The organism is Streptomyces sp. NBC_00005 (assembly GCF_045160215.1).
Lineage (GTDB): Bacteria > Actinomycetota > Actinomycetes > Streptomycetales > Streptomycetaceae > Streptomyces.
This window is the reverse complement of sequence record NZ_CP108316.1, coordinates 7,566,442-7,593,242: the sequence shown is the minus strand read 5'-3', so window position 1 is coordinate 7,593,242 and position 26,801 is coordinate 7,566,442. Positions and strand designations below refer to the sequence as shown.

Sequence of the window (26,801 nt, the reverse complement as noted above, 5' to 3'; positions counted from 1 at the left end):
GTGTTCTCCAACTACCTGATCGGTCTGCGCGAGGGCCTGGAAGCCAGCCTGGTCGTCTGCATCCTGATCGCCTACCTGGTCAAGACGGACCGCAGGGACGCCCTGAAGCCGATCTGGATCGGCATCGGCGTCGCGATCACCCTCGCGCTCGGCTTCGGCTGCGCCCTCGAATTCGGCTCCCAGGAGCTGACGTTCCAGGCGCAGGAGGCGCTCGGCGGCTCGCTGTCGATCATCGCGGTCGGTCTGGTGACCTGGATGGTGTTCTGGATGCGACGCACCGCGCGGCACCTGAAGACCGAGCTGCACGGCAAGCTGGACGCGGCCCTCGCGATGGGCACCGGCGCCCTGGTCGCCACCGCCTTCCTCGCCGTCGGCCGTGAGGGCCTGGAGACGGCCCTGTTCGTGTGGGCGTCGGTGCACGCGGCCGGCGACGGCACCCCGCGCCCCCTGATCGGTGTGGCGCTGGGCCTGGCCAGCGCGGTCCTCCTGGGCTGGCTGTTCTACCGCGGCGCCCTGAAGATCAACCTGGCTAAGTTCTTCACCTGGACCGGCGGCATGCTGGTCGTGGTCGCGGCGGGCGTACTGGCGTACGGCTTCCACGACTTGCAGGAGGCGGACTGGATCCCCGGCCTGACGAACCTGGCCTTCGACATCAGCAACACCATCGACCCGTCCAGTTGGTACGGCACCCTCCTCAAGGGTGTCTTCAACTTCCAGCCGGACCCGACCGTTCTCCAGGTCACGGTGTGGCTGCTGTACTTGATCCCGACGCTCGCGCTGTTCCTCGCCCCGGTAGGGTTCACCTCCGGGAAGGGGAAGGTGAAGACACCTGATGAGCAGGGATCGCGGCCCTCGAAGGCTCCGCAGGCTTGACCGGCGTGTACTGATTGCGGCCTCGGTGACCGCTTTGTCGTTGACGGCGAGCGGTTGCGTGGTGGTGCACGGGGAGCGCGAGGTGCTCCCCTCCTCCACCCGCGCCGAGGCCGCGAAGGCGCTCCAGCAGTTCACCACCGCATACAACAAGGCGGACAAGGCGTACGACAGTTCACTCGACGCCGACCATGTCACCGGCGCGCTGGGCGACATCGACGCGGCCCGCCTCAAGGCCGGTCATGTGAACAACCCGGACGGCAATCCGGCGTACACGCCGCTGAAGCTGACCGACGTGACGTACACGATCCCCAAGAAGGCGGGCTGGCCGCGCTGGTTCGTCGCCGAGGCGCAGGGCAACAAGGGCGGCAACCTGCACTGGCTGCTGGTGTTCACCCGCGACGGCCTGGGCGAGACGTGGCAGGTGGCGTATCTGACGCTCATCTCCCCCGGCACGCTGCCGAAGTTCAAGAAGAACGCGGCCGGCTGGGCCGAGGCCGTGCCCGCGAACTCCACCGAACTCGCCGTCGCGCCCCAGGACTTGAGCAGGGACTACACGACGTACCTGAAGAACGGCGGGAAGACCTTCGCCGCGGGCCCGCACACCGACAAGTGGCGCGCGCAGCGCGCGAAGACGGCCAAGAAGCCGGGTCTTGTCACGCAGTACATCGACGAGCCGCTGATCAGCGGCGACTACGCCCCGCTGGCGCTGCGCACCGCGGACGGCGGCGCGCTGGTGTTCTTCACCACCCGCCGCTACGAGAAGCAGACCGCGGCCCCGGGCACCTCGATCCGCACGCCCAACGCGAGTGTGCAGGCGCTGACGAGCGGCGAGATCAAGCAGTCGCTGACGACGGAGTTCGTCTCCAACGGAGTGGCCCTGGACCCGGAGCAGGGTTCGGGGAGCGGGCAGGTGTCGGTCCTGGCCCGGCTCGAAGGCGTGACCTCCGCCCAGGGGTCCTGAATGTCGGACGCCGGGAGCCGGCTGCGGGCTCTCAGCGGCGCAGCGGCCAGGCCGAGCCGGCGTGGTCGGACTCCTCGCCGACGTAGCGGGCGCAGGCGTCCGTGAGGATCTCGAGCAGGCTCAGCGGGTCCGGCAGGGGGTGCTCGAGGCCGCGTACCCAGTGCACGGCCTGGCCCTCGTCACCGGGCAGCCGGGCGGGCGGTACGAGGACGTAGGAGCCGCGGCAGTGCCAGCGCAGTCCGGGATGTTCGTCCGCCGTCTCGGGGTGGCAGTCCAGCTCGCAGGGCCACCACTCGTCCTCGTCCTCGGGGGTGCCGCGGGTGAGGGTGAAGAAGAGGAGCCGGCCGTCGTCGCTCTCGGCGACCGGGCCGACCTCGATACCGGAGGCGAGCAGGCGCTCCAGTGCCTCGCGGCCCGCCTCCAGGGGCAGGTCGAGGACGTCGTGCACCATGCCGGTCGCGGTGATGAAGTTGGCCTGCGGCTGGTTGCGGGCCCAGCGCTCGATCTGCGCGCGGTCGGTCGTGGACTGCGTCTGCCAGGCGAACGACACGGGGTGCCGGGCCGGGGTGGGACAGCCGACGCGGTCGCAGGAGCACCGGTAGCCGGGGGCGGGATGGGCGGCGGGCGCGAGCGGCAGGCCTGCTGCGGCGGCGGCGAGCAGCAGGGCCTCACGGCCGGCGTTGTCGGCGCCGGCCTCCTTGGGGCGGCGTCCGCGCAGCCACTGGGAGAGTCTGCCCTGCCGGCCGGTCCGGCCGCCCCACTCCGAGCTCATCTGTCGCCTCGCCTCGCTGTCGTGCGGAACAGCATGCCCTATGGTCCCACCAACCCGCGCTCCGGGGTGCCAGAAGGGACATCCGGGGTACGTGGGGCAAGACCGTGGAGTGCGTAGTCGACGAGGGTGTCGGTGTATTCGTACGAGATCGGGCCGGTGTACTGGAGCCAGCGCTGGGCGAGCGGGGAGATGAAGAACTCCAGGGCGATGCGCGGGTCGATCTCGGGGCGGACCTGGCCGGCCTCCTGGGCGGAGCGCAGCCGGTCCACGTACAGCTGGAGGGCCGGTTCCATCAGCGCGGTCATGAACTCCCGGCCGACCTGTTCGTTGACCACGCCCTCGGCGGCCAGGGCCCGGGAGGGCGCCTCGAACCTGGGGTCCTGCAGCTGGTCGACGGTGGCTCGCAGCACGCCCTTGATGTCGGCGGCGAGGTCGCCTGTGTCCGGGATGACGTAGGGCTCCTGGCCCGTCTCCCGCGCCGCCTGCGCGCTGAGGTCGAGGAAAGCTTCCAGCAGGACGTCCGCCTTGGATTCCCACCACCGGTAGATCGTCTGCTTGCCCACGCCGGCGCGTGCGGCGATGCCCTCGATGGTCGTCTTCGGGTAGCCGACCTCGCTGACCAGCGCGAGGGCCGCGTCGTAGATCGCGCGACGGGACCTCTGGCTGCGGCGGGCGGAGTCGGGGGCGGGCTTCTTGACCATGGGTCGACCGTACCAAGGCGTGAGACGGAGCGTCTCGCCGTGGTTCCGCGTGGTTCTACGACGGTGAGGTGTACGGCGGCCAGGGGTCGCCCCAGTCCACGTCGCGGGCCGCCTTGTACAGATCGCCGTGGCGTTTGGTGACGGTCGTGCGGCGTAGTTGTTCGTCGGTCTCGCACAGGTCGAGGAGGACCTGGCCCTTGCGGATCTGCGGGCGCCGGACCACGCGGGAGGGGGCGGGTGCGACCGGGAAGCGGGCGGCGGCGACGTAACTGAACTTCTCGTCCTCGTACGGCAGTGAGCCGCCCTTGACCTGGCGGTGCAGGGAGGAACGGCTGACTCGGGCCGAGAAGTGGCACCAGTCCTCGCCGGGGACGATTGGGCAGGCGGCGCTGTGCGGGCAGGGCGCGGCGATGTGGAAGCCGGCGGCGATCAGGCGGTCGCGGGCCTCGATGACGCGGGCGTAGCCGGCGGGGGTGCCGGCCTCGACGATCACGACGGCCCGTGCGGCGGCCGCGGCGGCGTCGACGAGCGAGGCGCGGTCGGGGGCGGTCAGCTCGTTGAGGACGTAGGAGACGGTGAGGAGGTCGGTGTCGTCGAGGGTGAGGGCCGTGCCGATCCGGGAGCGCCGCCAACTGGCGTCCCGCAGTGCCGGGTTGGCGACTGCCAGCTCCTTGCCGAGGGCGAGGGCGGGTTCGGCCCAGTCGAGGACGGTGACGGGGCGGGTGCCGGACCAGGTGGCGGTGACGGCCCAGGTCGCCGCGCCGGTGCCGCCGCCGACGTCCACATGGCTGCCGGGCGTCCACTCGGGCACGGCATCGGCGAACGCCTCCAGCGCGGAGCGCACCGCCTCGAAGGTCGCGGGCATCCGGTAGGCGGCGTACGCGGCGACGTCCGCGCGGTCGCGGAGGATGGGGGCGTCGGTCGGGGTGGCCCCGCGGTAGTTGGCGATGAGCCGGTCGACGGCCTGTGCTGCCTGCTTGGGCGGGAGGCCGTCGAGGAGGGCGGCGAGGCTGCTGCGCAGGGCGTCTGCCGGGGATGCGGGGTCGTTCACCCGGTGATTCTATGGGCGGCCCCGGGTGGTGCGGGCCTCGCTGGTTTCGCCCCCGCCGCCCCTGCCCTTCCCGTCCCTGGGGGCTGCGCCCCCGGACCCCCGCTGTCGGCCCGAACGGCCTCGTCCTCGAACTCCCCCAGAGGGGGTGCCCCCAGACGGGCTGGATGGGCGTCCGGCGTCCTCACGTGGTGGAAGGGCTGGGGATGACCGACCGTGCCAGCCGCGTCGCCGCCGCTGCCCTCGGGCTGCTGTCCGCCGGCTGTCTCCTCGGATGGACCGTGTTCGCCAGCAGCACCAAAAACGTGTCAGTCGCCGGGTCCAGGACCAGCGACGTCCCCGTGAACCCCGTGTGCCCCGCCGCTCCCCGGCCCGCCAACTCCCCCATGAACCATGGCTGGTTGACGGCGAAGCCCAGGCCCGGTGGGGTCAGGAGGAGTTCCACGAAGTCGGCGCCGAGGATGCGGGCGGGGCCGTAGGAGCCGCCCGCCAGCAGGGTGCGGCAGAACACGGCCAGGTCCCGTCCCGTCGAGAACATGCCCGCGTGGCCCGCGATGCCGCCGAGCGCCCACGCGTTCTCGTCGTGGACGACGCCCCGCACCATGCCCCGGTCGACCTTGGCCCACGGCCGGCGCTGGTCCTCCGTGGCCGCCGCGCCGGGGCAGGGGCCGAAGTCGGTCGACAGCATGCCCAGCGGGCGGGTGATCCCGTCGTGGATCAGGACGTCCAGGGTGCGGCCGGTGATCCGTTCCAGGACGTACTGGAGCAGAAGGAGGTTGAGGTCGGAGTAGGTGTACGTGCCGGGCACGCCCAGCGGTGCCTCCGCGCGCAGCATCGCCAGCCGTTCGGTGTCGTCGGCGCAGTCGTACAGCGGGAGTTCGGGGCGCAGCCCGGAGGTGTGCGTGAGCAGTTCGCGGACGGTGATGCCGTGGCGGGCGGCCGCGCGGAACTCCGGGAGGTACGCGCCGACCCGGGCGTCGATGCCGAGCGTGCCGCGCTCCATCTGCTGCACGGCGGCGACCGCGGTGAACAGCTTGGTGAGGGAGGCCAGGTCGAAGGGTGTGTCGACGGTCATCGGGACACGGGACTCGGCCGGCAGTTCGACGACACGGCCCGTCTCGGGGTCGTGGGCCGCGTACCGCACGGCCCAGCCCGCCGCCTCCTCGACGGCGATCACCGGGCCGCGTCCGGCGACCACGACGACGCCCGCGGCCCAGGGGTGCTCCCCGGTCGTGAGGTCATGGACCTCCTGGGCGAGGTGGCGGAGTTCCCCGGAGTCGAGTCCGGCCCGTTCCGGGCTGTCCCTGCGCAGTCTCGGTGCGCTCAGCTCCCCGCTCCTTCCACACCCGCACGCCGGTTCCCGGGACGGCACATTCCCACGAAGCAGGCCAGTGCCACCAGTGCTGCGGCCAGTTGGACGACGGCCATCGGGACGGCGGTGTGCTCCCCGGCGATCCCGACGAGCGGGGAGGCGACCGCGCCGATGAGGAACGAGGACGTGCCGAGCAGCGCGGACGCGGAGCCGGCGGAGTGCTTGGTGCGCATCAGGGCGAGTGTCTGGGCGTTGGGCAGGACCACACCCATCGCGGACATCAGGACGAACAGGGCGGCGGCCACGGGCGCGAGGCCGACCTCGCCGAAGACGCCGGTCGACATCAGCAGGAGGGCGGTCGCCGCGGCGATCACGACGATCAGTGCCACGCCCAGTGCCCGGTCCAAGCGGACCCTTTGGACCAGCACCTTTCCGTTGATCTGGCCCACGGCGACCAGCCCGACCGAGTTCAGGCCGAACAGCAGGCTGAACGTCTGCGGGGAGGCGCCGTAGATCTCCTGGATCACGAAGGGCGAGGCCGATATGTAGGCGAACAGCGCCGCGAACGCGAAGCCGCCCGTGAGCATGAAGCCGGTGAAGGGCAGGTCGGCGAGGAGGCGGCGCATGGAGTGCAGGGCCTCGCCGACTCCCCCGCGGTGCCGCTCGCCCACGGGGAGGGTTTCGGGCAGCTTCGTCCACACGAACCCGGTCAGCACCGTCCCGACGACGGTGAGCACCACGAAGACGCCGCGCCAGTCCGTCACCCGCAGGATCTGTCCGCCGATCAGCGGCGCGATGATCGGGGCGACCCCGCCGATCAGCATGAGGGTCGAGAAGAAGCGGGCCATCGCCACACCGTCGTACAGGTCGCGGACGACGGCTCGGGCGATGACGATCCCCGCCGCGCCCGCCAGGCCCTGCGCGAGCCGGAAGGCGACCAGGAACTCGACGGTGGGCGCGAACGCGCACAGGGCGGTCGAGACGACGTAGGCGACGAGGCCGATCAGCAGCGGGCGCCGGCGGCCCCACCTGTCGCTCATCGGGCCGGCCACCAGCTGTCCCAGCGCCATCCCGAGCAGGCAGGCGGTCAGCGTGAGCTGGACGGTCGCCGCGGGTGCGTGCAGGGAGTCGGTGACCTCCGGGAGCGAGGGGAGGTACATGTCCATCGCCAGCGGGGGTGTGGCCGTGAGGCCGCCGAGGATCAGCGTGACGAGCAGACCGGCACGGCGCACGGAACGGGCGGCCGGTTCCGCTTCCGGTACGGCCGCCTGCTCCAGGTGTGGTGTGGACGCCCTCTGCTCGGGCATGTTCCCCTCCCTTTCCGAGTGATGCGCCACCTATGCTCTCAGCTCGTACACACTGCCGAAGGTCACATGAGCGAGGGTGGGTCCGGGATGACGGCGGAGAACGTGCGGTGGGGGATCCTGGCGACCGGTGGGATCGCCGCCGCCTTCACGGCGGATCTGGTCGATCTGCCGGACGCGGAGGTCGTCGCGGTGGCCTCGCGGACCGAGGCGTCGGCGAAGGCGTTCGCGGACCGGTTCGGGATCGAGCGGGCGTACGGCGACTGGGCCGCGCTCGCCGAGGACGCGGACATCGATGTCGTGTACATCGCCACCCCGCACTCGGCGCACCGGGCGGCCGCGGGCCTGTGCCTCACGGCCGGGCGCAACGTGCTGTGCGAGAAGGCGTTCACGCTCAACGCGCACGAGGCCGGGGAACTGGTCGCGCTGGCGCGGGAGCGCGGCAGCTTCCTGATGGAAGCGATGTGGATGTACTGCAACCCCCTCGTACGGCGGCTCAAGGCCCTGATCGACGACGGGGCGATCGGTGAAGTCCGCAGCGTGCAGGCCGACTTCGGGCTCGCTGGACCCTTCCCGCCCTCGCACCGGCTCCGCGATCCCGCGCAGGGCGGGGGCTCGCTGCTCGACCTCGGCGTGTACCCGGTGTCGTTCGCTCAGCTGCTGCTCGGGGAGCCCGCGGACGTGGCGGCCCGGGCCACGCTCTCCGACGAGGGCGTCGACCTGCAGACGGGCGCCCTGCTCTCCTTCGACAGCGGCGCGCTCGCCTCCGTGCACTGCTCGATCGTCGGCGGTACGGCGACGTCGGCGTCGGTCACCGGCTCGCAGGGCCGCATCGACATCCCGTACGGCTTCTTCTTCCCGGACCGCTTCGTGCTGCACCGGGACGGCCGGGACCCCGAGGAGTTCACGGCGGATCCGGCGGACGGGCCGCGCAACAGCCTGCGGCACGAGGCGAGCGAGGTCATGCGCGCCCTGCGGGCCGGCGAGACCGAGTCCCCGCTGGTCCCGCTCGACGGCACCCTCGCGGTGATGCGGACGCTCGACGCGATCCGGGACCGCATCGGCGTCCGCTACCCGGGAGAGGCCGTCACGCCGGCTTGAGCCCCTGCTCCCCCACCTCGGTCACGAAGGACGCGGCCGTCGAGATCCCGGCCCCCGGCGTGGTCACGTACGGCACCGTCCTGAAGTCGGCCCGCGCCTGCGTCTGCCCCAGGGCGACCCGTACGTAGCCCCGCCGTCCGTCGTAGAACTTCAGGTGCGGGTTGGCGGTCATGTACGTGTTCCAGTTCGCGGGCTTCTGCGCGCCGTCCATGCCGCTGGCGATGGACGTGGCCACGATCTCCGTGCCGAGCGTGCGGGAGGCCGGGTCGTCGAAGTCGTCCTTGATGTCGAAGCCGTAGCCGACGTGCACGTCACCGCTGAGCACCATCAGGTTCTCCACGCCGGCCGCCTTGGCGCCGTCCAGGATGCGGCGGCGTGAGGCCGGGTAGCCGTCCCAGGCGTCCATCGAGACCGCGGCGACGGGGTTGAGGTCCAACTTCCGCTGGGAGAAGCACACCTGCTGCGGCACGACGTTCCACAGCGCCTCGGAGGCGCTCCAGCCGTCGAGCAGCCAGCGTTCCTGCGCCGAGCCGGTCATCGTGCGCGTGGGGTCCTCGGACTCCGGCCCCGGGACGTGCTTCGTGTCGCCGTAGGCCTGGTCGGAGCGGTACTGGCGGGTGTCGAGCACGTCGAACTGGGCGCGCAGCCCCCAGTGCAGCCGCCGGTAGAGCTGCATGTCCGGGCCGACGGGCAGCTGCGGCAGGCGCAGCGGCTGGTTCTCCCAGTACGCGCGGTAGGCGGCCGCCCGGCGCAGCAGGAACTGCTCCGTCGGTACGGCGTTCTCCGGGTGGGAGCCGGCGTAGTTGTTCTCGGTCTCGTGGTCGTCGAAGGTGACCACGAAGGGGTGCATGGCGTGCGCGGCCCGCAGGTCGGCGTCGGTCTTGTAGAGGGCGTAGCGCAGGCGGTAGTCCTCCAGCGACGCGGACTCGTGGTCGAAGAGCGCCGGGAGCACACGGTCGGTGTACTTCCGGGCGCCGCCCGCCGCGTCGACGGCGAACTCGTACATGTAGTCACCGAGATGGAAGACCAGGTCGACATCCTCCTCGGCGAGGTGGCGGTACGGGGTGAAGTAGCCGTCCGTGTAGGCCTGGCAGGAGACGGCGGCGAAGGTGAGCGCGGGGGCGGGGCTGTCGGCGGCGGGCGCGGTGCGGGTGCGGCCCGTCTCGCTGAGCCAGGTTCCGGTGCGGAAGCGGTAGTAGTGGACACGGCCGGGCTCGAGGCCCTCCGCCTCGACGTGCACGGTGTGGTGGAACTCCGGGTGCGCGGTGGCGGTGCCCTTGGCGACGACCGAGCCGAACGCCTCGTCCGTGGCCATCTCCCAGTCGACGTCGACGCGTTCGGCGGGCATCCCGCCGTCGGGCTCGTACGGCGCGGGCGCGAGCCGAGTCCACAGCACCACCGAGCCGGGCAGAGGATCGCCCGAGGCGACGCCGAGGGTGAAGGGAAAGTCGGTGATGCGTGCCGCGTCGAGGTGGGCGGCGGCCGCCGCGCCGGCCGTGGGCAGGTCCACGGCGAAGGCGAGCACGGTGGCCGCGGCGGTCAGGGTCAGAAAGCGGCGGCGGCCGATGTGGCGGGCGGCGGTGAGGAGTTCGGGGGCATGCCACGGGGACCGGGTCGGTGTGATTGTCATCCTGCCCAGTTGAGGGAGGGCCGGGCGGGAGGCCCGGGAGGACACACCTTTGTCGGGTACACAGCACTCGGATGGCGGACGGTCTTGTCCCGCATGACGGACTCGTGCCTACCCTGCGCCCCATGGATGCCAAGCAATCGAAGATCGCCGTGGTGACCGGGGCAGGCTCGGGTATCGGGCGGGCCGTCGCCGTGGAGCTGCTGAACGCCGGCTGGTCCGTGGCGCTGGCCGGCCGGCGCTCCGGGACGCTGGAGGGGACGGCGGCGCTCGCACCCGCGGGCGCCAGTCTCGCCGTACGCACGGACGTGTCGCAGCCGGACGACGTGGCCGCACTGTTCGCCGCCACCGTCGACCGCTTCGGACGGGTCGACCTGCTGTTCAACAACGCGGGGACGTTCGGTCCCGGCGGGGTGCCGGTCGAGGAGCTGCCGTACGACGCCTGGCGGCACGTGGTGGACACCAACCTCAACGGGGCGTTCCTGTGCGCGCAGGCGGCCTACCGGCAGATGAAGGAACAGGACCCGCAGGGCGGGCGGATCATCAACAACGGGTCGATCTCGGCTCATACACCGCGTCCGCAGTCCGTCGCCTACACGGCGACCAAGCACGCGCTGACCGGCCTGACCAAGTCGCTGTCGCTGGACGGGCGGCCGTACGGCATCGCGGTCGGGCAGATCGACATCGGCAACGCGGCCACCGACATGACGGCGCGGATGCAGACGGGAGCGCTGCAGGCCAACGGTGAGGTCGTGGTGGAACCCGTGATGGACGTCGCCGACATCGCGCGCACGGTGCGGCACATGGCCGGGCTGCCGTTGGAGGCGAACGTGCAGTTCGCGACGGTCATGGCGACCGCCATGCCGTACGTGGGGCGCGGCTGACCGCACCGGCAGCCCCTCAACTCCCCAACTTGCACAAGCGGAATTTGAACCTCCGCACCATTACGGCCGGTCGCGGGCCTATGCTCAAATCTCCTCCACAAGAGCTTCACACTTGGAGGAGCGCAGTTCCGTAGACCAAAACCGAGGGGGGAGGCGGCAGTCGTTCCACCGCATCGGGTGGGGGTGGATCTCGCGAGGGACCGCGGGATACGCACCGGTGCGTGGAACGGCTGCCGCGTACGTCGGTCGGTGTGCCGGCGGCCTCGTCAGTTCGCGGACCGGCTGCCCTTCAGCCGCCTGCGCAGCGCCCACACCCCGCCCGCCAGCACGACGACCGTGCCGCCCGCGCCCTCCAGCAGCCGCCAGGCCGAGGGGCCGCCGGACGGTGTGCCCGGAGCCCCGGCCGCCGCCCGGGCCGCCCTCGGGCTCGGCGTCACCTTCGCCCCGCCCTCGCTCAACGGCTCGACCAGCGCACCCACCGCCCGGGCCGAACTCCCCTTCGTGAAGCCCCAGTCGAGCAGTGCGGCCGTCTCCTCGTAGACGGCGTTGGTGCCGCTCTTGGGATGCATCACCGTGACCAGCAGGGTCCGGCCGTCGCGGGTGGCCGCACCGGTGAAGGTGTTACCGGCGTTGCTGGTGTAGCCGTTCTTGACGCCGATCAGCCCGTCGTACGTCCGCAGACCCCAGGCGCCCGTGAGCAGACGGTCGGTGTTCTGGATCTGGAAGGTCTTCTTGCCGCCCGCCGGGAAGTCGGCGGTCTTCGTGGCGCAGTAGCCGCGGAAGTCGGCGTTCTTCAGTCCGTGCCGGGCGAAGAGGGTGAGGTCGTAGGCCGAGGACAGCTGGCCCTTGTGGTCGAAGCCGTCGGGGCTGACGACATGGGTGTCCAGGGCCTGCAGGTCCTCCGCCTTGGCCTGCATCTCGGCGACCGTCTTCGCCACGCCGCCGTTCATGTGGGCGAGCACGTGCACGGCGTCGTTGCCGGAGCGCAGGAAGACGCCCTGCCACAACTGCTCGACGGTGTACGTGATCCCGGGCTTGACCCCGACGAGGCTGGAGCCCGCCGGAATGCCGGCGAGGTCGGTGTCGGTCACCTTGTGCCGATCGGTGCGGTCGAACTTCTTCAGCACCGTGTCGGCGAACAGCATCTTCAGCGTGGAGGCGGGGGGCAGGCGCCGGTGCGCGGCGTAGGAGGCGAGCACCTCTCCGGTGTCGTAATCCGCGACGAGCCAGGCACCCGCAGTGAGCTTCTTCGGCAGTCCTGTGACGCCGCTCACCTGAATTCCGTGGCGGGCAAGTCGCGCACCGCCAATGGCGGTGGCGGCGGAAGCGGGAGTGGCCGCGGCGACCGGAATGGCGGCCGCGGTCAGGCCGAGAGCGGCACGCCTGGTGAGCGGAGAGGAACCGTGCATCCCGGGACGGTAACACCCACCCAACTGGGGTTTCCTGGCAGTACGCCCTCAACAGCATAGGAATGGGCTGTCTTAAGAAATTCTGACTTGGGACCTCACTTTCTCAGCCCTGACACATCCTTTACTCAGTCGTACTCAAAGGTTTCTCCCTAGCTTGTGGCAGCGCCCACAGCGGGCGCCAAGAACCTTCGAGGAACGGGATGTTTGGCATCTATCTCAAGCGCGAGCTGGGCCGGAGAAAGAAAGCGGCTCTGGTCATCGCACTGGGTCTGGCGCTCGGAATCGCTCTGGTCATCACCGTCAACTCGGTGTCGGCCGGAATGTCTCAGGCTCAGGACAAGGTCCTCAAGTCTCTCTACGGCCTCGGCACCGACATGACGGTGACCAAGGCGCAGTCGGCTCCCAAGGCGGGCAGCTCGCAGGGCCCGAACTTCAAGTTCGACGCCAAGAAGAGCAGCAGCACCAAGCAGAGCTCGGACCGGGTGATGACGCAGGGTGGTCAGGTCCTGTCGTCCTCGCTGGTCACCAAGGTCTCCTCGCAGCAGGGCGTGGACAGCGCGGTCGGCGCGATCACCCTCAACGTCACGAAGGTCGACGGTTCCTTCACCCAGGGCAAGGCGAAGTCCTCGACGTCCTCCGGGTCCTCCAACTCCCAGCAGCAGGGCGGCCCCGGCGGGAGCAACAACAGCAACAGCGGCGGTGGTCAGCCGCAGGTCCAGGGCGGCGGCGCATCCTTCGACGTCAACTCCTTCTCGGTGGCCGGCATCGACGTCACCCACCAGAACCTCGGCCCGCTGGCCACCTCGAAGATCACCTCGGGCAAGACCTTCACGGCCTCGCAGACCAACGCGAAGGCCGCCGTGGTCAGCAAGTCGTATGCCAAGTCGAAGAAGTACAAGGTCGGTTCGACCTTCAAGATCTCCGGCACCAAGTACACGGTCATCGGCATCGCGACGCCCGACAGCAGCGAGTCCACCACCGACGTCTACCTGCCGCTGAAGCAGGCGCAGACGCTCGGCGACTCGAAGAACAAGGTCACCACGATCTACGTCAAGGCGACCGACTCCCAGCAGATCGCCACCGTCAAGAAGACAATCCAGAAGAACATCTCGGGTACGACGGTCACCACCTCCGCCGACCTCGCGTCCACCGTGTCCGGCTCACTGTCCACCGCCTCCAACCTGGCGACCAGCGTCGGCAAGTGGCTGTCCATCGCGGTGCTGGTCGCGGCCTTCCTGGTGGCCGCGCTGCTGACCTCCTCCGCGGTCTCCCGCCGGGTGCGTGAGTTCGGCACCCTGAAGGCGCTCGGCTGGCCGAGCCGCCGGGTGACCCGGCAGGTCGTCGGCGAGTCCATGGTCAACGGTCTGCTCGGCGGCGCCCTCGGCATCGGCCTGGGCCTCGCGGCCGCCTACGCGGTCACCGCGATCAGCCCGAAGCTGACCGCGCAGCTCGGCAACACCGGCGGCGGTGGCGGTGGCGGCGGTATGGGCGGCGGCCCCGGAGGCGGCGGTCCGGGCCAGCAGGCCACGTCCAACACCATGGAGATCGCGCTCTCCGCCCCGGTCTCCCTCACGACCATCGCGCTCGCGGTGGGCCTGGCGGTCACCGGCGGTCTGATCGCCGGCGCCATGGGCGGCTGGCGCGCCTCCCGGATGCGCCCGGCGGACGCCCTGCGCAGCGTCTCGTAGGCACGGGCCGAACCCGACCCCCTGTGCTGGGGCGCCGCCTCCACTCCCCCCGGGCGGCGGCGCCCCACCCCTCTTCTTCACCGACGGATTCACTGACGGAGATCCCATGTACAGACTCACCGGCGTCACCAAGCGCTACACGCGGGGCAAGGAGACGGTGGAGGCGCTGCGCGGCATCGACCTCACCCTCGAGGACGGCGACCAGCTCGTCATCCAGGGGCCCACCGGCGGCGGCAAGTCCACCCTCCTGCAGATGATCGGCGGCCTGGACCGCCCCTCCGAAGGCAGTGTCGAGCTGGACGGCGTCGACCTCGCCACGATCAGCGAGGCCAAGCTGACCCGGGTGCGCGCCGAGAACATCGGCATCATCTTCCAGGCGTTCAACCTCATCCCGACCCTGACCGCCCAGGAGAACGTCGAGACGGCCCTGGTCCCCCTCGGTGTGAAGCCCGCCGAACGCCGGGAGCGCGCGGCCGAGGCCCTGCACTCGGTCGGCCTCGGCGAGCGCCTCGCCCATGTCCCGACCGAGCTGTCCGGCGGCCAGCAGCAGCGCGTCGCCATCGCCCGCGCGCTGGTCAAGAAGCCGAAGGTGCTGCTCGCCGACGAGCCGACCGGCAACCTCGACGAGGACACCCGCGACGACATCATGGCCCTGCTCGAAGGCCTGTGGCGCGAGCACGGACTGACCTTCGTCATGGTCACCCACGACTCGTCCATCGCCCGCCGCGCCCCGCGCGTGGCCACCATCAAGGCGGGCCGGCTGACGCTGACGGAGCAGCAGTCGAACGGCGGCCGGGCGCAGGACGGCCCGCAGCAGTACGCGCAGTACGGCAACCAGGCCTACTGAGCACCGGCCCGGTGCGGCCCGGGGCCGCTCACCTCCCCAGTACCCGGTCGACCTCGGCCAACTGCGCGGCGGTGAGCGGCCCCTTCGCGATCGCGCCCGCGTTCTGCTCGGCCTGCTCGACCGAACGGAACCCCGGAATCGGAACGGTGCGCGGGCTGCGCGCCCACAGCCAGCCCAGGGCGCCCTGGGCGAGCGTGCGTCCGTCGGAGGTGAGGATCTCGCGGAGCGACTCGACCCGGGCGAACCACTCCTCGTCGGCGCCCGTCCCGCCGACGAAGCCGCCGAGCCACGCGGGCGGCCTGCTGCGCACGTCCCCCGCTTCGAGCGCCTGCCCCGGCCTGCGCCTGCCGCCGAGCAACCCCATCGCCAGCGGGCTGCGGTTGATGCTCGCGAGCCCCAACTCCTCGCACAGGGCGAACATCTCGGGGGTGTCCTCGAGGACGTTCACCGAGTGCTGTACGGCGGCACAGTGCTCCCCTTCGGCGAACACGGCGGCGCGCGCCGGGTCGTCGGTGCTCCACGCGTACGCCCGGATCAGCCCCTCGCGCACGAACTCCTCGCAGGCGTCGCGGAGTTGGGCGGCCTGCTCGAGGTCGAGATCGCTGAGGTGCAGCTGGTAGAGGTCGACGTGATCGGTGCCCAGGCGCGCGAGCGACGCGGTCAGCGCGCGGCGGGCGTACTCCGGGCTGTCGTCGCTGCCGGTGAGGGTGCGGGTCTCCTCGTCGAAGACGTTGCCCCACTTGGTGGCGACCACGACGTCGTCACGGCGCTTGCCGAGCGCGCGCCCGAGGACCCGCTCGCTGTGCCCGGCGCCGTAGGTGTCCGCGGTGTCGAAGAAGGTCACGCCGAGGTCGAGGGCGCGGTGGATCGCCCGTACGGACTCCTCGTCGTCCACCTTGCCCCAGCCGAGCGGCTGCCCTTCGGTGTTCTGCCACTCACCGCCGATGGCCCAGCAACCGAAGCCAAGAGCGCTTACCCCGATACCGCTGCGTCCGAGAGTCCTGTTCGTCTCCATGACCAGGAAGGCTAGGAGTTGGAGCGCACACCAAGGCAAGAGGTGGCGGGAACAGGAAGTGGCGGGAAGTCGTACGTGGGGCTTTACGCCTGCCCGGTCTCGAAGCGGGAGATCCTGCCGTCGTCCTCGATCCGGAAGTTCCACCGGGTGCGCATCTCGCCCCAGGCGTCGTTGCGGTAGTGGGCGACGAGGGCGCGGCCGCTCTGGGACTCGTTGTCGACGTCCAGGTGGCCGTTGGAGAGGAAGATCTCCCGGTCGATCCAGTCGGTGAGGTCGCGGTCGGAGCCGTCGTCCGACATCGTCGCGTCCTCGGTGAGGAGGGCCAGGAAGCCGTCGCGGTCATGGGCGTTGACTGCGGTGACGAACGCGCGGACGGCCGGGTCGCTGAGTTTGGCGGGCTGAATCGTCATGCCAGCCAGATTCACACCGCCCGTCGCGACCCGCCACCCGTACGGCGGCGCGGACAGCCCCGCCGGGCGCGAGGAGTGGGACGGTGGAAACACGGAGGGGACGTTTCCTGCTGCCTGTTCCGGGAGAAACCATGACCTCTTACGACCGGCGTGATCTGGGTCTGCTGCTGCTCCGGCTGGGTGCCGGTGGCGTGCTGGCGGCGCACGGCACGCAGAAGCTGTTCGGCTGGTTCGGCGGACACGGCATCGAGGGGACCGGCCAGTTCATGGAGTCGGTCGGCTACGCGCCGGGCCGGGCGAACGCGACGGCGGCGGGCCTCGCGGAGGCGGGCGGCGGCGCGCTGCTGGCACTGGGCCTGGCGACCCCGGCGGCGGGCGCGGCGGCGGCCGGTGCGATGGCCGGTGCGTCCGCGGTGCACGCCCCGAACGGCTTCTTCAACGCGGAAGGCGGCTACGAGTACGCCGCAACCCTGGGCCTGGCCGCGACCGGCCTCGCGGTCGCGGGCCCCGGCCGTCTCTCCCTCGACCACGCCCTCGGCCATGTCTTCGACCGCGGCTGGATGGTCCCGACGGCACTCGGCGTGACGGCGGCGGCGACGGCGCTGGTCGTCGGTGCGCGGAACAAGCGGCTGCGGAAGGACGAACAGGACGAGCAGGAGGCCCTGTTCGCGGAGGAGGAGGCGATGTTCAGGGCGCAGCCGTCGTGACAGGCTGCGCCCATGACTGATCAGGCCACTCCTTGCGAGACCTCGACCGCCCCCGACCTCTGGGCCTCCATCGACGATCTGTGGACCTGGCTGGACGGGAACCGCACGCACGACGGCCGGGAGGGCCTGCTCCTGCGCATGCTCAAGCTGTCGGAGGAGGTCGGCGAGGTGGCCGAGGCGGTGATCGGCGCGACCGGCCAGAACCCGCGCAAGGGCACCACCCACACCTGGGACGACGTCGAGTCCGAACTGTGCGACGTCGTCATCACGGCCCTGGTGGCACTGCGCACCCTCACCCCCGACACCCGCGAGGTGTTCACGCGGCACCTGACCCGGGTGAGGGAGCGATCGCTGGGGTCGACCACGCGGCGTCCCGAGTAGCGGTCCCCTGCTGTGCGAGCCCGGGCACCACCCGGTCACGCAAAGTAGGGGGCGCGGTGGTGGCTAGCGCAGCCACCGGCCGCTACTCGCATTCTCCATACTATGGTTCACTTGAGTATGTTCGATATGAGCAAACTCCGGAGGTGAGCCATGCCGGGCTTCGTCGGCCGCACATCCGAACTGGCCGCGCTGGACCGCCACCTCTCCTGGGTGCGCGAAGGCCGCGGCGACCAGCGCGGCAGGGCCCTGCTGCTCCGCGGTCGGCGCCGGGTCGGGAAATCGCGCCTCGTGGACCTCTTCTGCGAGCGCGCCCAGGTGCCGTACGTCGTCCACCAGGCCACCCGGGGTGAAGACGCGCACCGGGAGCGGGCCCGCTTCCTCGGCGAGGTCCGGCACTCGGCGCTGCCCGACACCGCTCTCCTGACCGGTGTCACGACGGTCGCCGACTGGGACACAGCCCTGCGCCAGCTCGCCGCGGTGCTCCCGGACGACACCCCCAGCATCGTCGTACTCGACGAACTGCCCTGGATGCTCGAAGGCGACCCGGTGCTGGAGGGCACCCTGCAGACCGTCTGGGACCGGGTGCTGAGCCGCAAACCCGTACTGCTCGTCCTCATCGGCAGCGACCTGGCGATGATGGAGCAGCTCTCCGCCTACGGCCGCCCCTTCCACCAGCGCGGGGTCGAGATGGTGCTGCCGCCCCTCTCCCCCGCCGAGGTCATGGCGATGACCGGGCTCCCGGCCGCGGACGCCTTCGACGCGCACCTGATCACCGGCGGCCTTCCGCTCATCTGCCAGGAATGGCAGGACGGCGAGAGCCGGGTCGACTTCCTCACCCGCACGCTCGGCGACCCCACCTCCCCCCTCCTCGTCTCCGGCGAACGGATCCTGGCCGCCGAGTTCCCCACCTCGCTGCAGGCCAGGCACGTGCTCTCCGTGATCGGCAGCGGTGAGCGGACCTTCGGCACGATCGCCGCGAACGCCGGGGCCGCCGACCGGCCGCTCCCGCCCGGCTCGCTCAACCCGGCTCTGCGCACCCTCGCGGACAAGCGACTGATCGCCGTCGACTCTCCCCTGTCGACCCGGCCGAGCGACCGGGACCGCCGCTACCGCATCGCCGACCCCTACCTCCGTTTCTGGCTCGCCTTCCTGGAGCAGGGCATCCCGGAGATCGAGCGCGGGCGCAGCCGGGTCGTGGTCGACGCGGTCGAACGCGGGTGGACCTCGTGGCGCGGGCGGGCGATCGAACCCGTCGTACGGGAGTCGCTGGCCCGGCTGCTCCCCGACGACACCTGGCCGCAGGTGCGGGAGGTCGGCGGCTGGTGGCCCCGTACGAACAATCCCGAGGTGGACCTGGTCGGCGCGGACCGCTCGCCGGCCCGCCGGATCGGTTTCGTCGGCTCCATCAAATGGCGCGAGCACGCCCCCTTCGACCACCGCGCCCTGGCGGCACTGGCCCGCGACGCCCAGGCCGTCCCCGGCGCCGAGGAGGACACACCGCTGATCGCGGTGTCCCGCTCCGGGGTCACGGTGGACGGTCTGGCGGCGACGTACGGTCCCGAGCGGCTGATCGAGGCCTGGGATCCGGCCGGGTGAACCCGGTCACCGGGCCACCGGCGTCACATCCGGATTCCCGTAGTACGCGTCGCTCCCATGCTTGCGGGTGTAGTGCCGGTCCAGCAGGTGGCGGGGTGGTGGGCCCCCCGGGATCAAGGCCAAGGTCTGGATGGCCATGTCGGCGACCGCCTCGCAGATGATGGCGTGTTCCAGGGACTTGCGGGCGGTCGCGCCCCAGGTGAAGGGGCCGTGGTTGGCGACGAGGGCGGCCGGGACCTCCACCGCCTTCTCGTCGTCCTCCTTCAGCATGTCCACGATGACGCGGCCGGTGTTGTACTCGTAGTCCTTCGCGCACTGTTCCGCGGTCAGGTCGGGGGTACAGGGGATCGGGCCGTTGAAGGTGTCGGCGTGCGTGGTGCCGAGGACGGGGATGTCGCGGCGGGCCTGGGCGAAGGCGACCGCGTGGGTGGAGTGGGTGTGGGTGACGCCGCCGATGGAGGGGAACGCCAGGTAGAGGCAGCGGTGGGTTTCGGTGTCGGTGGAGGGGCGTAGGTCGCCTTCGACCACCGCGCCGTCGGACAGCCGTACCGTCACCAGGTGGTCGAGGGTGAGGTCGGCGTAGGGCACGCCGGAGGGCTTGATGACGAACACGCCCGCCTCCCGGTCGATGCCGCTGACGTTGCCCCAGGTCAGGGTTGCCAGGCCGACCTGGGGGATGGCGAGGTTCGCCTCCAGGACCTCCTGCCGCAGGCCGTCACGGACCGTGGTGGTCATGGGTCGGTCTCCTTCGTGCCGGTCGTGTGTCACAGGGCCTGGGCGAGTCGGTGGTAGGCGGCGTTCCAGCGGATCTCCTTGGCGAGTTGCTCGACGTTGGTGTCCGCGCCGATGGTGAGCAGTTCGACGCCGGTCATGTTGGCGAAGTCGGTCAGGGTCTCGGCGTCGACCGCGGAGCTGAGCACGGTGTGGTGCGGGGCGCCGGCGAGCAGCCAGCTCTCGGCGGACTCGGCCAGCGAGGGGCGCGGCTTCCACACGGCCCGGGCCACGGGGAGGTGGGGCAGGGGTTCGCTGGGGGCGACGACGTCGATCTCGTTGGCGGTCAGCCGGAAGCGGTCGCCGAGGTCGGCCAGGCCGACGACGACGGCGGGGCCGGGGGCGGCGTCGAAGACCAGGCGTACGGGGTCCTCGCGGCCGCCGATGGACAGGGGGTGGATCTCGCAGCTGGGGCGGTCGGCGGCCACCGAGGGGCAGACCTCCAGCATGTGTGCGCCGAGGATGCGGGGCGTGCCCGGGCCCAGGTGGTAGGTGTAGTCCTCCATGAAGGTGGTGCCGCCGGGCTGTCCCTGGCCCATGACCTTCATCGTGCGCAGCAGGGCGGAGGTCTTCCAGTCGCCCTCGCCGCCGAAGCCGTAGCCGTCCGCCATCAGCCGTTGCACGGCCAGGCCGGGGAGTTGGCGCAGGCCGCCCAGGTCCTCGAAGTTGGTGGTGAAGGCGGTGAAGCCGCCCTCGGTGAGGAAGGCGCGCAGACCGAGTTCCTGGCGGGCGGCGTAGAGCAGGGAGTCGTGGCGGATGCCGCCGGGGCGCAGGGCCGGGACGACGTGGTACGACTCGACGTATTCGGCGGCGAGTTCGGCGGCCGCCTTCTCCTCCACCTCGTCGACCACGGCCACCAGGTCGTTCACGCCGTAGGTGTTCACGGAGAAGCCGAACCGGAGTTGGGCCTCGACCTTGTCGCCCTCGGTCACGGCCACGTCCCGCATGTTGTCGCCGAAACGCGCCAGGCGGAGGGTGCGAGCGGCCTGGCGGCCGGCGGCGGCCCGAGTCCAGGCGGCGATCCGGCGGATCACGCGCGGCTCCGTCGCGTGCCCGGCGACGATCTTGCGGTCGACGCCGAGCCGGGCCTCGATGTGGGCGAACTCCCGGTCGCCGTGGGCGGCTTGGTTGAGGTTCATGAAGTCCATGTCGATGCTCGACCAGGGCAGCGACAGGTTGTACTGGGTGTGCAGGTGCAGTACGGGCCGGTCCAGGGCGCTGAGCCCGGCGATCCACATCTTCGCCGGGGAGAAGGTGTGCATCCACACGACGACGCCGACACAGTTGTCGGAGGCGGTGGCCTCCTGGCACAGCCGGCGGATCGACTCGGCGTCGGTGAGGACCGGTTTGAACACGACGGGCAGCGGGATCGGGGCGGCCGCGTCGAGCCGCTCGGCGATCTGCCGGGCCTGGTGGGCGACTTGGCCCAGCACGTCCTCGCCGTACAGGTGCTGGCTGCCGGTGAGAAACCAGATCTCCTGGCCGGAGGACGATGTTTCGGGGAGGGTCATGACGGGGTTCCTTTCGAGTGGGGCGACGGGCGTGCAGGAGGAGCAAAAGCCGCTCAGGCGGATCCCTCGGCGCGGATACGGCGCAGGCGGTGCATGACGTCGTTGGTGCCGCGGCCGAAGTAGTCGTGCAGGAGCCGGTATTCGGCGTAGAGCCGGTCGTAGGCCGCGGCGCGTTCCGGGTCCGGCCGGTACATGCCCCGGTCGGCCTTGCCCATGGAATCGGCGGCGGCCTGGATGTCGGAGTACGCCCCGGCCGCCACGGCGGCGTGCAGGGCGGCGCCGAGAGCGGGGCCCTGGGCCGAGCCGATGACTCCCAGGGGGCGGCGGGTGACATCGGCGTAGATCTGCATGAGCAGCGCGTTCTTCGTCAGGCCGCCCGCGACGATCAGTTCCTCGACCGGCACTCCGGACGTCTCGAACGCCTCGATGATGGTCCGGGTGCCGAACGCGGTGGCCTCCAGCAGCGCCCGGTAGACGTCCTCCGGCCGCGTCGAGAGGGTCAGTCCCACGATCACGCCGCTCAGGTCGTGGTCGACCAGCACGGAACGGTTGCCGCTGTGCCAGTCCAGCGCGATCAGGCCGTGTTCGCCGACCCGTTGTCCGGCCGCGAGCGCCGTCAGGTGCTCGTGCGGGTCGCGGCCGAGTGCGGCGGCCTCTTCGGCGTACGAGGCCGGCAACCCGGTGCGTACGAACCAGCCGAAGATGTCACCGACGCCGCTCTGCCCGGCTTCGTAACCCCACAGGCCCGGCAGGATGCCGCCGTCGACGACGCCGCACATGCCCGGCACCGTGCCCCGCTGGTCGGAGCTCATGACGTGGCAGGTCGACGTGCCCATGATGGCCACCATCTGTCCGGGCTCCACCGCTCCCGCCGCGGGCGCCGTCACATGTGCGTCGACGTTGCCCACGCAGACCGCGATGCCCTCGGGCAGCCCCGTCCACGCCGCCGCCTCGGCCGTCAACTCTCCGGCCTTCGCGCCCAGTTGGCCGATCGGGTGCTCCAGTTTCTCCGTCACGAAGTCGGCGAAACCGGGATTGAGTGCTTCCAGGTAGGCGCGGGACGGGTAGGCGCCGTCCTGGAGTTGGCCCTTGTAGCCGGCGGTGCAGGCGTTGCGGACGTAGGTGCCGGTCAGCCGCCACACGATCCAGTCCGCCGCCTCCACCCATCGCTCGGTACGGCGGTAGATCTCCGGGTCCTCCTCCAGGACCTGCAGCGCCTTGGCGAACTCCCACTCCGAGGAGATCTTCCCGCCGTAGCGCTGGAGCCACATCTCCTTGCGTTCGGCGGCCAGTTCGGTGATCCGGTCGGCCTGCTCCTGGGCCGCGTGGTGGCGCCACAGCTTGACGTAGGCGTGGGGGCGGGCCGCGAGTTCCGGCAGTTCGCACAGCGGCGTGCCGTCGGCGAGCACGGGCAGCACCGTGCACGCGGTGAAGTCCGTGCCGATGCCGATCACTTGGTCCGGCGGCACACCGGCGGCCGCGAGCGCCGCCGGCACCGCGTGGCGCAGCACGTCGACGTAGTCCGAAGGGACCTGAAGGGCCCAGTCCGGGGGCAGCCGGGTGCCGTCCGGCAGTTCGCGGTCCAGGACGGCGTGCCGGTACGCGTGCTCGGCCGTCCCCAACTCCGCGCCGTCCCGCACGCGGACCACCACGGCCCGCCCCGAGAGCGTCCCGAAGTCGACTCCTACGACGCAGAGTTCCGGGTTCCCGGCTGTCTCGTGTCCGGCGTTCACCATCAGCCTCCTTCATGCGGATGTTCGGCATATCGATCATCGTTCGAGATCTTCCGGACGCCGGTGCGACACGGCGCCGTTGATGGGCGCGGAAAACTGCGCGACCGGCCCACAGGGGTCGAACCGCACTCCTAGCGGAGCGCTCGGCCGAAGTAGCGGGCGCGCGCCCGGTCGAGCAGGATGGCGACGCCGAGGACCGCTCCCTGCACCACCTGCTGGTCGTACGGGCTGACCTTGAGCGCGAGCAGACCGTTGGTGATGAACTCCAGCAGGATCGCGCCGGCCGCGATGCCGGCGATACGGCCCTCGCCGCCGGAGAGCGACATCCCGCCGACCACCGCCGCGGCGATCGCGGTCAGTTCCCAGCCGGCGCCGACCGAGGGGTCCGCCACGTTCATACGGCCGATCACCATGATGCCGACCACACCGGCCAGCGCGGCGCTGGCGACGTAGGTGGAGGTGATGCGGCGCGCGGTGGGGATGCCGGCGAGCCGGGCGGCCTCCTTGTTGCCGCCGACCGCGTAGATCTGGCGGCCCACGTAGGTGCGCTCCAGCACGAACCAGGCGATGACGGCCGCGCCCACGAAGAACAGTGCGGGGACCGGCACTTCGCCGATGTAGTACTGGCTCAGGTTGCTGAACAGCGGGTCGAGGTTGTTGATGGGCGAGCCGCTGGTGATCGCGAGCGCCAGGCCCTGCGCGACGGTGTAGGTGACCAGGGTGATCACGAAGGGCGGCACGTTCAGGCGGGTGACCATGAAGCCGTGCCAGAGGCCGACGCCCCCGCAGATCACCAGCGTGAACAGGATCGCGAGAGGCGCGGGCATGCCCTCGTTCACGTTCATCCAGGCGGCCAGGATGCCGGCCAGTCCGGCCAGCGCGCCCACCGACAGGTCGATGCCACCGGTCAGGATGACCAGCGACTCGCCGATCGCCAGGATGCCGACCTGCGACAGGTCACGGCCCATCACCTGGAGATTGCCCACCGCGGTGTACGTGTCCGCGTTGGCCGCGATCCCGACGAACACCAGCACGCAGGCGATGATCACGCCGGCCTCCGGGGAGGCGGCGAGCTTGCGGGCGAGACTCGACACGGCCGGGCGGGAACGCGGCGCGGCCTCTTCGGGCGCGAGCGTGCTCTGCGCGCTCATGCTGTGGCTCCGTTCGTGAGGTGTTCCGGGTCGGGATGTTCCGGGTCGGGATGTTCCGGGTCGGGATGTTCCGGGGTTGGTTGTCCCTGGGCGGGCTGTTCGGAGGCTGGTTGCCCGTCGGCGGGCTGTTCGGGGCCCGGCTGCCCCTCATCGGGCCGCCCCTGGCCCGGTTGTTCCGGGTCGAGGGCGGAGGTGCCGGCCGCGGCCGTCATGATCCGTTCCTTGGTGGCGTCGGCCCGGTCGAGGACCGTGGCCACCCGCCCGTGGTTCATCACCGCGACGCGGTGGCAGATCCACAGCAGCTCCTCCAGTTCGGAGGAGGCGACCACCAGCGCCATGCCCTGCTCCGCCGCCCGGTCGATCAGCTTGTAGATCTCCGCCTTCGCCCCCACGTCCACGCCGCGGGTCGGCTCGTCGAGCAGCAGCAGGCGCGGCTCGGCGGCGAACGCGCGGCCGAAGATGGCGCGTTGCTGGTTGCCGCCGGACAGCGAGCCGATCGGCTGCTCCACCGACTGCATCCGTACGTTGACGTTCTCGGTGATCGTCCGCGCCTCGGCGCGTTCCCGGCCCGGGCCGAGCAGACCCCGGGTGCTGATCCGCCTGAGCACCGAGACGACGACGTTGGACCGGATCGAGGCGAACAGCACCAGCGACTGTTCCTTGCGGTCCTCGGGGATCAGCGCGATCCCGGCCGCTACGCCGTCCCCCGCGCCCCGCGGCTGATAGGCCTCACCGCCCAGCCGCATCCGGCCGCCCGTCGAGGGCTGTGCGCCCGCGATCGTATGGACCAGGCGGCTGCGGCCCGAGCCCATCAGCCCGGCCACGCCCAGGATCTCGCCCTCGCGCACCTCCAGGTCGACGGGGCCGAGACCGTCCGCGGTCAGGCCCTCGACCTGCAGGAGGACCGGGCTCGTCGCCGGCGGCGCCTTCGGCTCGCCCTGCGCGACCTCGCCGCCGACCATCTCCCGGATCAGCCGCTCCTCGGTGGCCTCGGCCGGTTCGAGGTCGGCGACCAGCCTGCCGTTGCGCAGGACCAGGACGCGGTCGCTGATCTCCCGCACCTCGTCCAGACGGTGCCCGATGAACAGCACCGTGCCGCCGCGTTCGGCCAGTTGCCGGGCCAGGCCGAGCACCATCTCGGCCTCGACCGGGCCCAGGGAGGAGGTGGGCTCGTCCAGGATCAGCAGCTTGGGCTCGCGGCCCCAGGCCTTGGCGATCTCGATCATCTGCCGGGTCGGCACCGGAAGAGTGCGCACCTCCCGGCCCACCGCGATCGTCTCGGCGGACAGGCCGATCTCCGCCAGCATCGCCTTCGCCTCGGCCCGTTGCGCGGCGCCGTCCACCAGGAACCGCCGCTTCGACTTGCGCGGGCGGCGGCCCAGCAGCAGGTTCTCCGCCACCGAGAGCTGTCCGACGAGCGGGAACTCCTGGGAGACCATGGCGATACCGAGCTGTCCCGCCGCCTCGGTGGAACCCTCGGCGAGGGGCTCGCCGCCGATCAGGATCTCGCCGCCGTCCCGGTGGACCGATCCGGCCAGGGTGCCCATCAGCGTGGACTTCCCGGCGCCGTTCTCGCCGACCACGCCGACCACCTGGCCGGCGTAGAGGTCGAGTTCCGGCAGGTCGAGGACGCGCACCGGTCCGTAGGACTTGTGCACCCCCCGCAGCCGCGCGGTGACCGCGCGGCCCGGGGTGTTCTCCGTGTCCGTCATGCTCAGCCGATCCCGAGCTTCGTCTCGAGGGACTGGTACGCGCCCAGGTCGGACTTGGTGACCAGACCCACGCCGGAGCTCAGGGTCGAACCGTCCTTCTCCAGGTAGGGCTTGACGAGCGCCATCGTCTTGGCCTTGCCCAACACCTTCTCCGCGGCCAGGAGATACGCACCGGTGTAGCCCTGCTGGTACGGCATCTGCACCACGGTGCCCGAGATGACACCGGACTTGATGAACTTCAGGGTCTGGGCGTCGGAGTCGTCCGACACGATGTGCACCGACGAGGTCTTGCCCGCCGAGGTCACCGCCTGCGCCAGCGCGGGGCCGTCGTAGGAGTAGACGCCGTAGAGGCCGGTGACGTCGGGGTTGTTGGCCAGGATGGTCTCGGCGTCGGAGGTCGCGGTGCTGGCCTGGAGGTTGTCGTTGACCTTCTGGGCGACCGTGATCTTGGTTCCCTTGAGCGCGGCCTCGAAGCCGGCGATGCGCTGGGTGGCGTTCGACGCGGTGAGCGAGCCGACCAGGATGGCCACCTTGCCCTTGCCGCCCAGCACCTGCTTCATCGCGGTGCCCGCCTGGAAGCCGGCGGTGTAGTTCGGCGTGCCCAGGTAGAGCGAGGCGGCATCGGTGCCCGGCAGCGGCGAGTCGATCGCCAGCACGCCGATGCCCTTGTGGACATCGGTGTGGATGGTCCCCGCGGCCGAGGTCGGGTCGATGGCGGAGATCGAGTAGCCGGTGACGCCCTGCGAGCGCAGGGTCTCCAGCTCCGAGTTCTGCTCGGTCAACTTGCCGTTCGGCGGGGCGAAGTAGGTGCACTTGCTCTTCGCCAGGCCGAGGTCGGAGCAGCCCTTGCTGAAGCCGACCTGCCCGGCCTTCCAGTAGTCGGCGGCCACGTTCACGACCATCGCGATGTCGACCTTGGACAGGTCCTTGCCGGCCAGCGCGGACTTCAGCGCCGCGTCGAGCTTGGCGAGGTTCGTCTGGTTGAAGGTGACCGAACCGGCCAAAGCGACCGGGGCCGCGCTGGAGCCCGAACTCGAGCCCGAACCGGCCGAGGAGGAGCCGGAGCTCTTGGAACAGCCGACGGCGGTGAGCGAGATGAGCACCGCGGTCGCGGCGGCCACCGTGCGGGAGCTCCTGCTACGCATCATGGTTGATCAGCGCCCTTCTATGGCGTGTCGGGTCTTTGGCTTGGAGGGTCTTTGGCTCAGCGGGTCTATGGCTTGGCGGGTCTATGGCTTGGCGGGTCTTTGGCTTGGCGGGTCTATGACTTGTGGGGTCTACGACTTG

The 26,801-nt window shown here is 71.0% G+C and carries 24 protein-coding genes; 9 read left to right on the top strand and 15 right to left on the bottom strand.

Features of this window, described 5'->3' with window-relative positions:
- Both efeU and OG303_RS34810 read left to right on the top strand, forming a co-directional pair.
- On the top strand, window positions 1-873 hold the full coding sequence (gene efeU / locus OG303_RS34815) for an iron uptake transporter permease EfeU (protein ID WP_405873451.1): 873 nt from the start codon (window positions 1-3) through the stop codon (window positions 871-873).
- Window positions 833-1,834: a hypothetical protein gene (locus OG303_RS34810; protein ID WP_405873450.1), complete on the top strand. Its 1,002-nt coding sequence runs from the start codon at window positions 833-835 to the stop codon at window positions 1,832-1,834. Before efeU ends, OG303_RS34810 begins: the two co-directional genes overlap by 41 nt.
- 31 nt (window positions 1,835-1,865) lie before the next feature.
- Here OG303_RS34810 and OG303_RS34805 read toward each other — a convergent pair whose 3' ends face one another.
- The 5 genes from OG303_RS34805 to OG303_RS34785 form a co-directional block, all read right to left on the bottom strand.
- Complete coding sequence (locus OG303_RS34805) at window positions 1,866-2,606, bottom strand: bifunctional DNA primase/polymerase (RefSeq protein ID WP_405873449.1); 741 nt, start codon at window positions 2,604-2,606, stop codon at window positions 1,866-1,868.
- A 38-nt stretch (window positions 2,607-2,644) separates the two neighbouring features.
- Entirely contained in the window at window positions 2,645-3,307 is a 663-nt protein-coding gene (locus OG303_RS34800; protein ID WP_405873448.1) for a TetR/AcrR family transcriptional regulator, read from the bottom strand.
- Between the two features lie 55 nt (window positions 3,308-3,362).
- Entirely contained in the window at window positions 3,363-4,358 is a 996-nt protein-coding gene (locus tag OG303_RS34795) for a small ribosomal subunit Rsm22 family protein (protein ID WP_405873447.1), read from the bottom strand.
- Between the two features lie 181 nt (window positions 4,359-4,539).
- Window positions 4,540-5,727 carry a serine hydrolase domain-containing protein gene (locus OG303_RS34790; protein WP_405873445.1) on the bottom strand — a complete coding sequence of 396 codons (1,188 nt, stop codon included), beginning with the start codon at window positions 5,725-5,727 and terminating at the stop codon, window positions 4,540-4,542.
- Window positions 5,679-6,974: a multidrug effflux MFS transporter gene (locus OG303_RS34785; RefSeq protein WP_405873444.1), complete on the bottom strand. Its 1,296-nt coding sequence runs from the start codon at window positions 6,972-6,974 to the stop codon at window positions 5,679-5,681. The genes OG303_RS34790 and OG303_RS34785 overlap by 49 nt, the downstream gene beginning before the upstream one ends.
- An 87-nt stretch (window positions 6,975-7,061) precedes the next feature.
- Here OG303_RS34785 and OG303_RS34780 point away from each other — a divergent pair, with 87 nt between their 5' ends.
- Window positions 7,062-8,072, top strand: coding sequence for a Gfo/Idh/MocA family protein (locus OG303_RS34780; RefSeq protein ID WP_405873443.1), 1,011 nt, complete (start codon window positions 7,062-7,064; stop codon window positions 8,070-8,072).
- On the opposite strand, the gene OG303_RS34775 is transcribed toward OG303_RS34780, so the two are convergent.
- Window positions 8,059-9,702, bottom strand: coding sequence for an alkaline phosphatase D family protein (locus OG303_RS34775; RefSeq protein ID WP_405873442.1), 1,644 nt, complete (start codon window positions 9,700-9,702; stop codon window positions 8,059-8,061). The genes OG303_RS34780 and OG303_RS34775 overlap by 14 nt on opposite strands.
- A gap of 122 nt (window positions 9,703-9,824) precedes the next feature.
- On the opposite strand from OG303_RS34775, the gene OG303_RS34770 reads away from it, so the two are divergent.
- On the top strand, window positions 9,825-10,583 hold the full coding sequence (locus OG303_RS34770) for an SDR family oxidoreductase (protein ID WP_405873441.1): 759 nt from the start codon (window positions 9,825-9,827) through the stop codon (window positions 10,581-10,583).
- A 266-nt stretch (window positions 10,584-10,849) separates the two neighbouring features.
- On the opposite strand, the gene OG303_RS34765 is transcribed toward OG303_RS34770, so the two are convergent.
- The gene (locus tag OG303_RS34765; protein WP_405873440.1) at window positions 10,850-11,992 is read right to left on the bottom strand and encodes a D-alanyl-D-alanine carboxypeptidase family protein; all 1,143 of its coding nucleotides are present in this window, start codon (window positions 11,990-11,992) and stop codon (window positions 10,850-10,852) included.
- 200 nt (window positions 11,993-12,192) lie between these two features.
- Here OG303_RS34765 and OG303_RS34760 point away from each other — a divergent pair, with 200 nt between their 5' ends.
- Complete coding sequence (locus OG303_RS34760; protein WP_405873438.1) at window positions 12,193-13,680, top strand: ABC transporter permease; 1,488 nt, start codon at window positions 12,193-12,195, stop codon at window positions 13,678-13,680.
- Window positions 13,681-13,786: 106 nt separating this feature from the next.
- A complete protein-coding gene (locus OG303_RS34755; protein WP_405873437.1) occupies window positions 13,787-14,527 on the top strand; it encodes an ABC transporter ATP-binding protein in 741 nt (246 codons plus the stop codon).
- Between the two features lie 28 nt (window positions 14,528-14,555).
- Here the strand turns inward: OG303_RS34755 and OG303_RS34750 are convergent, their stop codons facing one another.
- Together OG303_RS34750 and OG303_RS34745 are read right to left on the bottom strand one after the other, a co-directional pair.
- The gene (locus OG303_RS34750; RefSeq protein WP_405873436.1) at window positions 14,556-15,542 is read right to left on the bottom strand and encodes an aldo/keto reductase; all 987 of its coding nucleotides are present in this window, start codon (window positions 15,540-15,542) and stop codon (window positions 14,556-14,558) included.
- 83 nt (window positions 15,543-15,625) lie between these two features.
- Entirely contained in the window at window positions 15,626-15,952 is a 327-nt protein-coding gene (locus tag OG303_RS34745) for a nuclear transport factor 2 family protein (protein ID WP_405873434.1), read from the bottom strand.
- A 131-nt stretch (window positions 15,953-16,083) separates the two neighbouring features.
- On the opposite strand from OG303_RS34745, the gene OG303_RS34740 reads away from it, so the two are divergent.
- From OG303_RS34740 to OG303_RS34730, 3 genes are all read left to right on the top strand, one after another.
- The gene (locus OG303_RS34740) at window positions 16,084-16,659 is read left to right on the top strand and encodes a DoxX family protein (RefSeq protein ID WP_405873433.1); all 576 of its coding nucleotides are present in this window, start codon (window positions 16,084-16,086) and stop codon (window positions 16,657-16,659) included.
- Window positions 16,660-16,671: 12 nt separating this feature from the next.
- On the top strand, window positions 16,672-17,040 hold the full coding sequence (locus OG303_RS34735; protein WP_405873431.1) for a MazG-like family protein: 369 nt from the start codon (window positions 16,672-16,674) through the stop codon (window positions 17,038-17,040).
- A 150-nt stretch (window positions 17,041-17,190) separates the two neighbouring features.
- Window positions 17,191-18,636 (top strand): ATP-binding protein, encoded by a 1,446-nt coding sequence (locus tag OG303_RS34730; RefSeq protein WP_405873430.1) that lies wholly within the window; start codon window positions 17,191-17,193, stop codon window positions 18,634-18,636.
- 6 nt (window positions 18,637-18,642) lie between these two features.
- Here OG303_RS34730 and araD read toward each other — a convergent pair whose 3' ends face one another.
- From araD to OG303_RS34700, 6 genes are all read right to left on the bottom strand, one after another.
- Complete coding sequence (araD, locus tag OG303_RS34725; RefSeq protein ID WP_405873428.1) at window positions 18,643-19,371, bottom strand: L-ribulose-5-phosphate 4-epimerase AraD; 729 nt, start codon at window positions 19,369-19,371, stop codon at window positions 18,643-18,645.
- A 29-nt stretch (window positions 19,372-19,400) separates the two neighbouring features.
- Window positions 19,401-20,918 carry an L-arabinose isomerase gene (gene araA / locus OG303_RS34720; RefSeq protein WP_405873427.1) on the bottom strand — a complete coding sequence of 506 codons (1,518 nt, stop codon included), beginning with the start codon at window positions 20,916-20,918 and terminating at the stop codon, window positions 19,401-19,403.
- 53 nt (window positions 20,919-20,971) lie between these two features.
- Window positions 20,972-22,654 carry a ribulokinase gene (araB, locus tag OG303_RS34715; protein WP_405873426.1) on the bottom strand — a complete coding sequence of 561 codons (1,683 nt, stop codon included), beginning with the start codon at window positions 22,652-22,654 and terminating at the stop codon, window positions 20,972-20,974.
- Between the two features lie 128 nt (window positions 22,655-22,782).
- On the bottom strand, window positions 22,783-23,802 hold the full coding sequence (locus tag OG303_RS34710) for an ABC transporter permease (RefSeq protein ID WP_405873424.1): 1,020 nt from the start codon (window positions 23,800-23,802) through the stop codon (window positions 22,783-22,785).
- On the bottom strand, window positions 23,799-25,514 hold the full coding sequence (locus tag OG303_RS34705; protein WP_405873422.1) for an ATP-binding cassette domain-containing protein: 1,716 nt from the start codon (window positions 25,512-25,514) through the stop codon (window positions 23,799-23,801). Before OG303_RS34705 ends, OG303_RS34710 begins: the two co-directional genes overlap by 4 nt.
- Before the next feature lie 2 nt (window positions 25,515-25,516).
- On the bottom strand, window positions 25,517-26,635 hold the full coding sequence (locus OG303_RS34700; protein WP_405873420.1) for a substrate-binding domain-containing protein: 1,119 nt from the start codon (window positions 26,633-26,635) through the stop codon (window positions 25,517-25,519).
- Window positions 26,636-26,801: the final 166 nt, after the last annotated feature.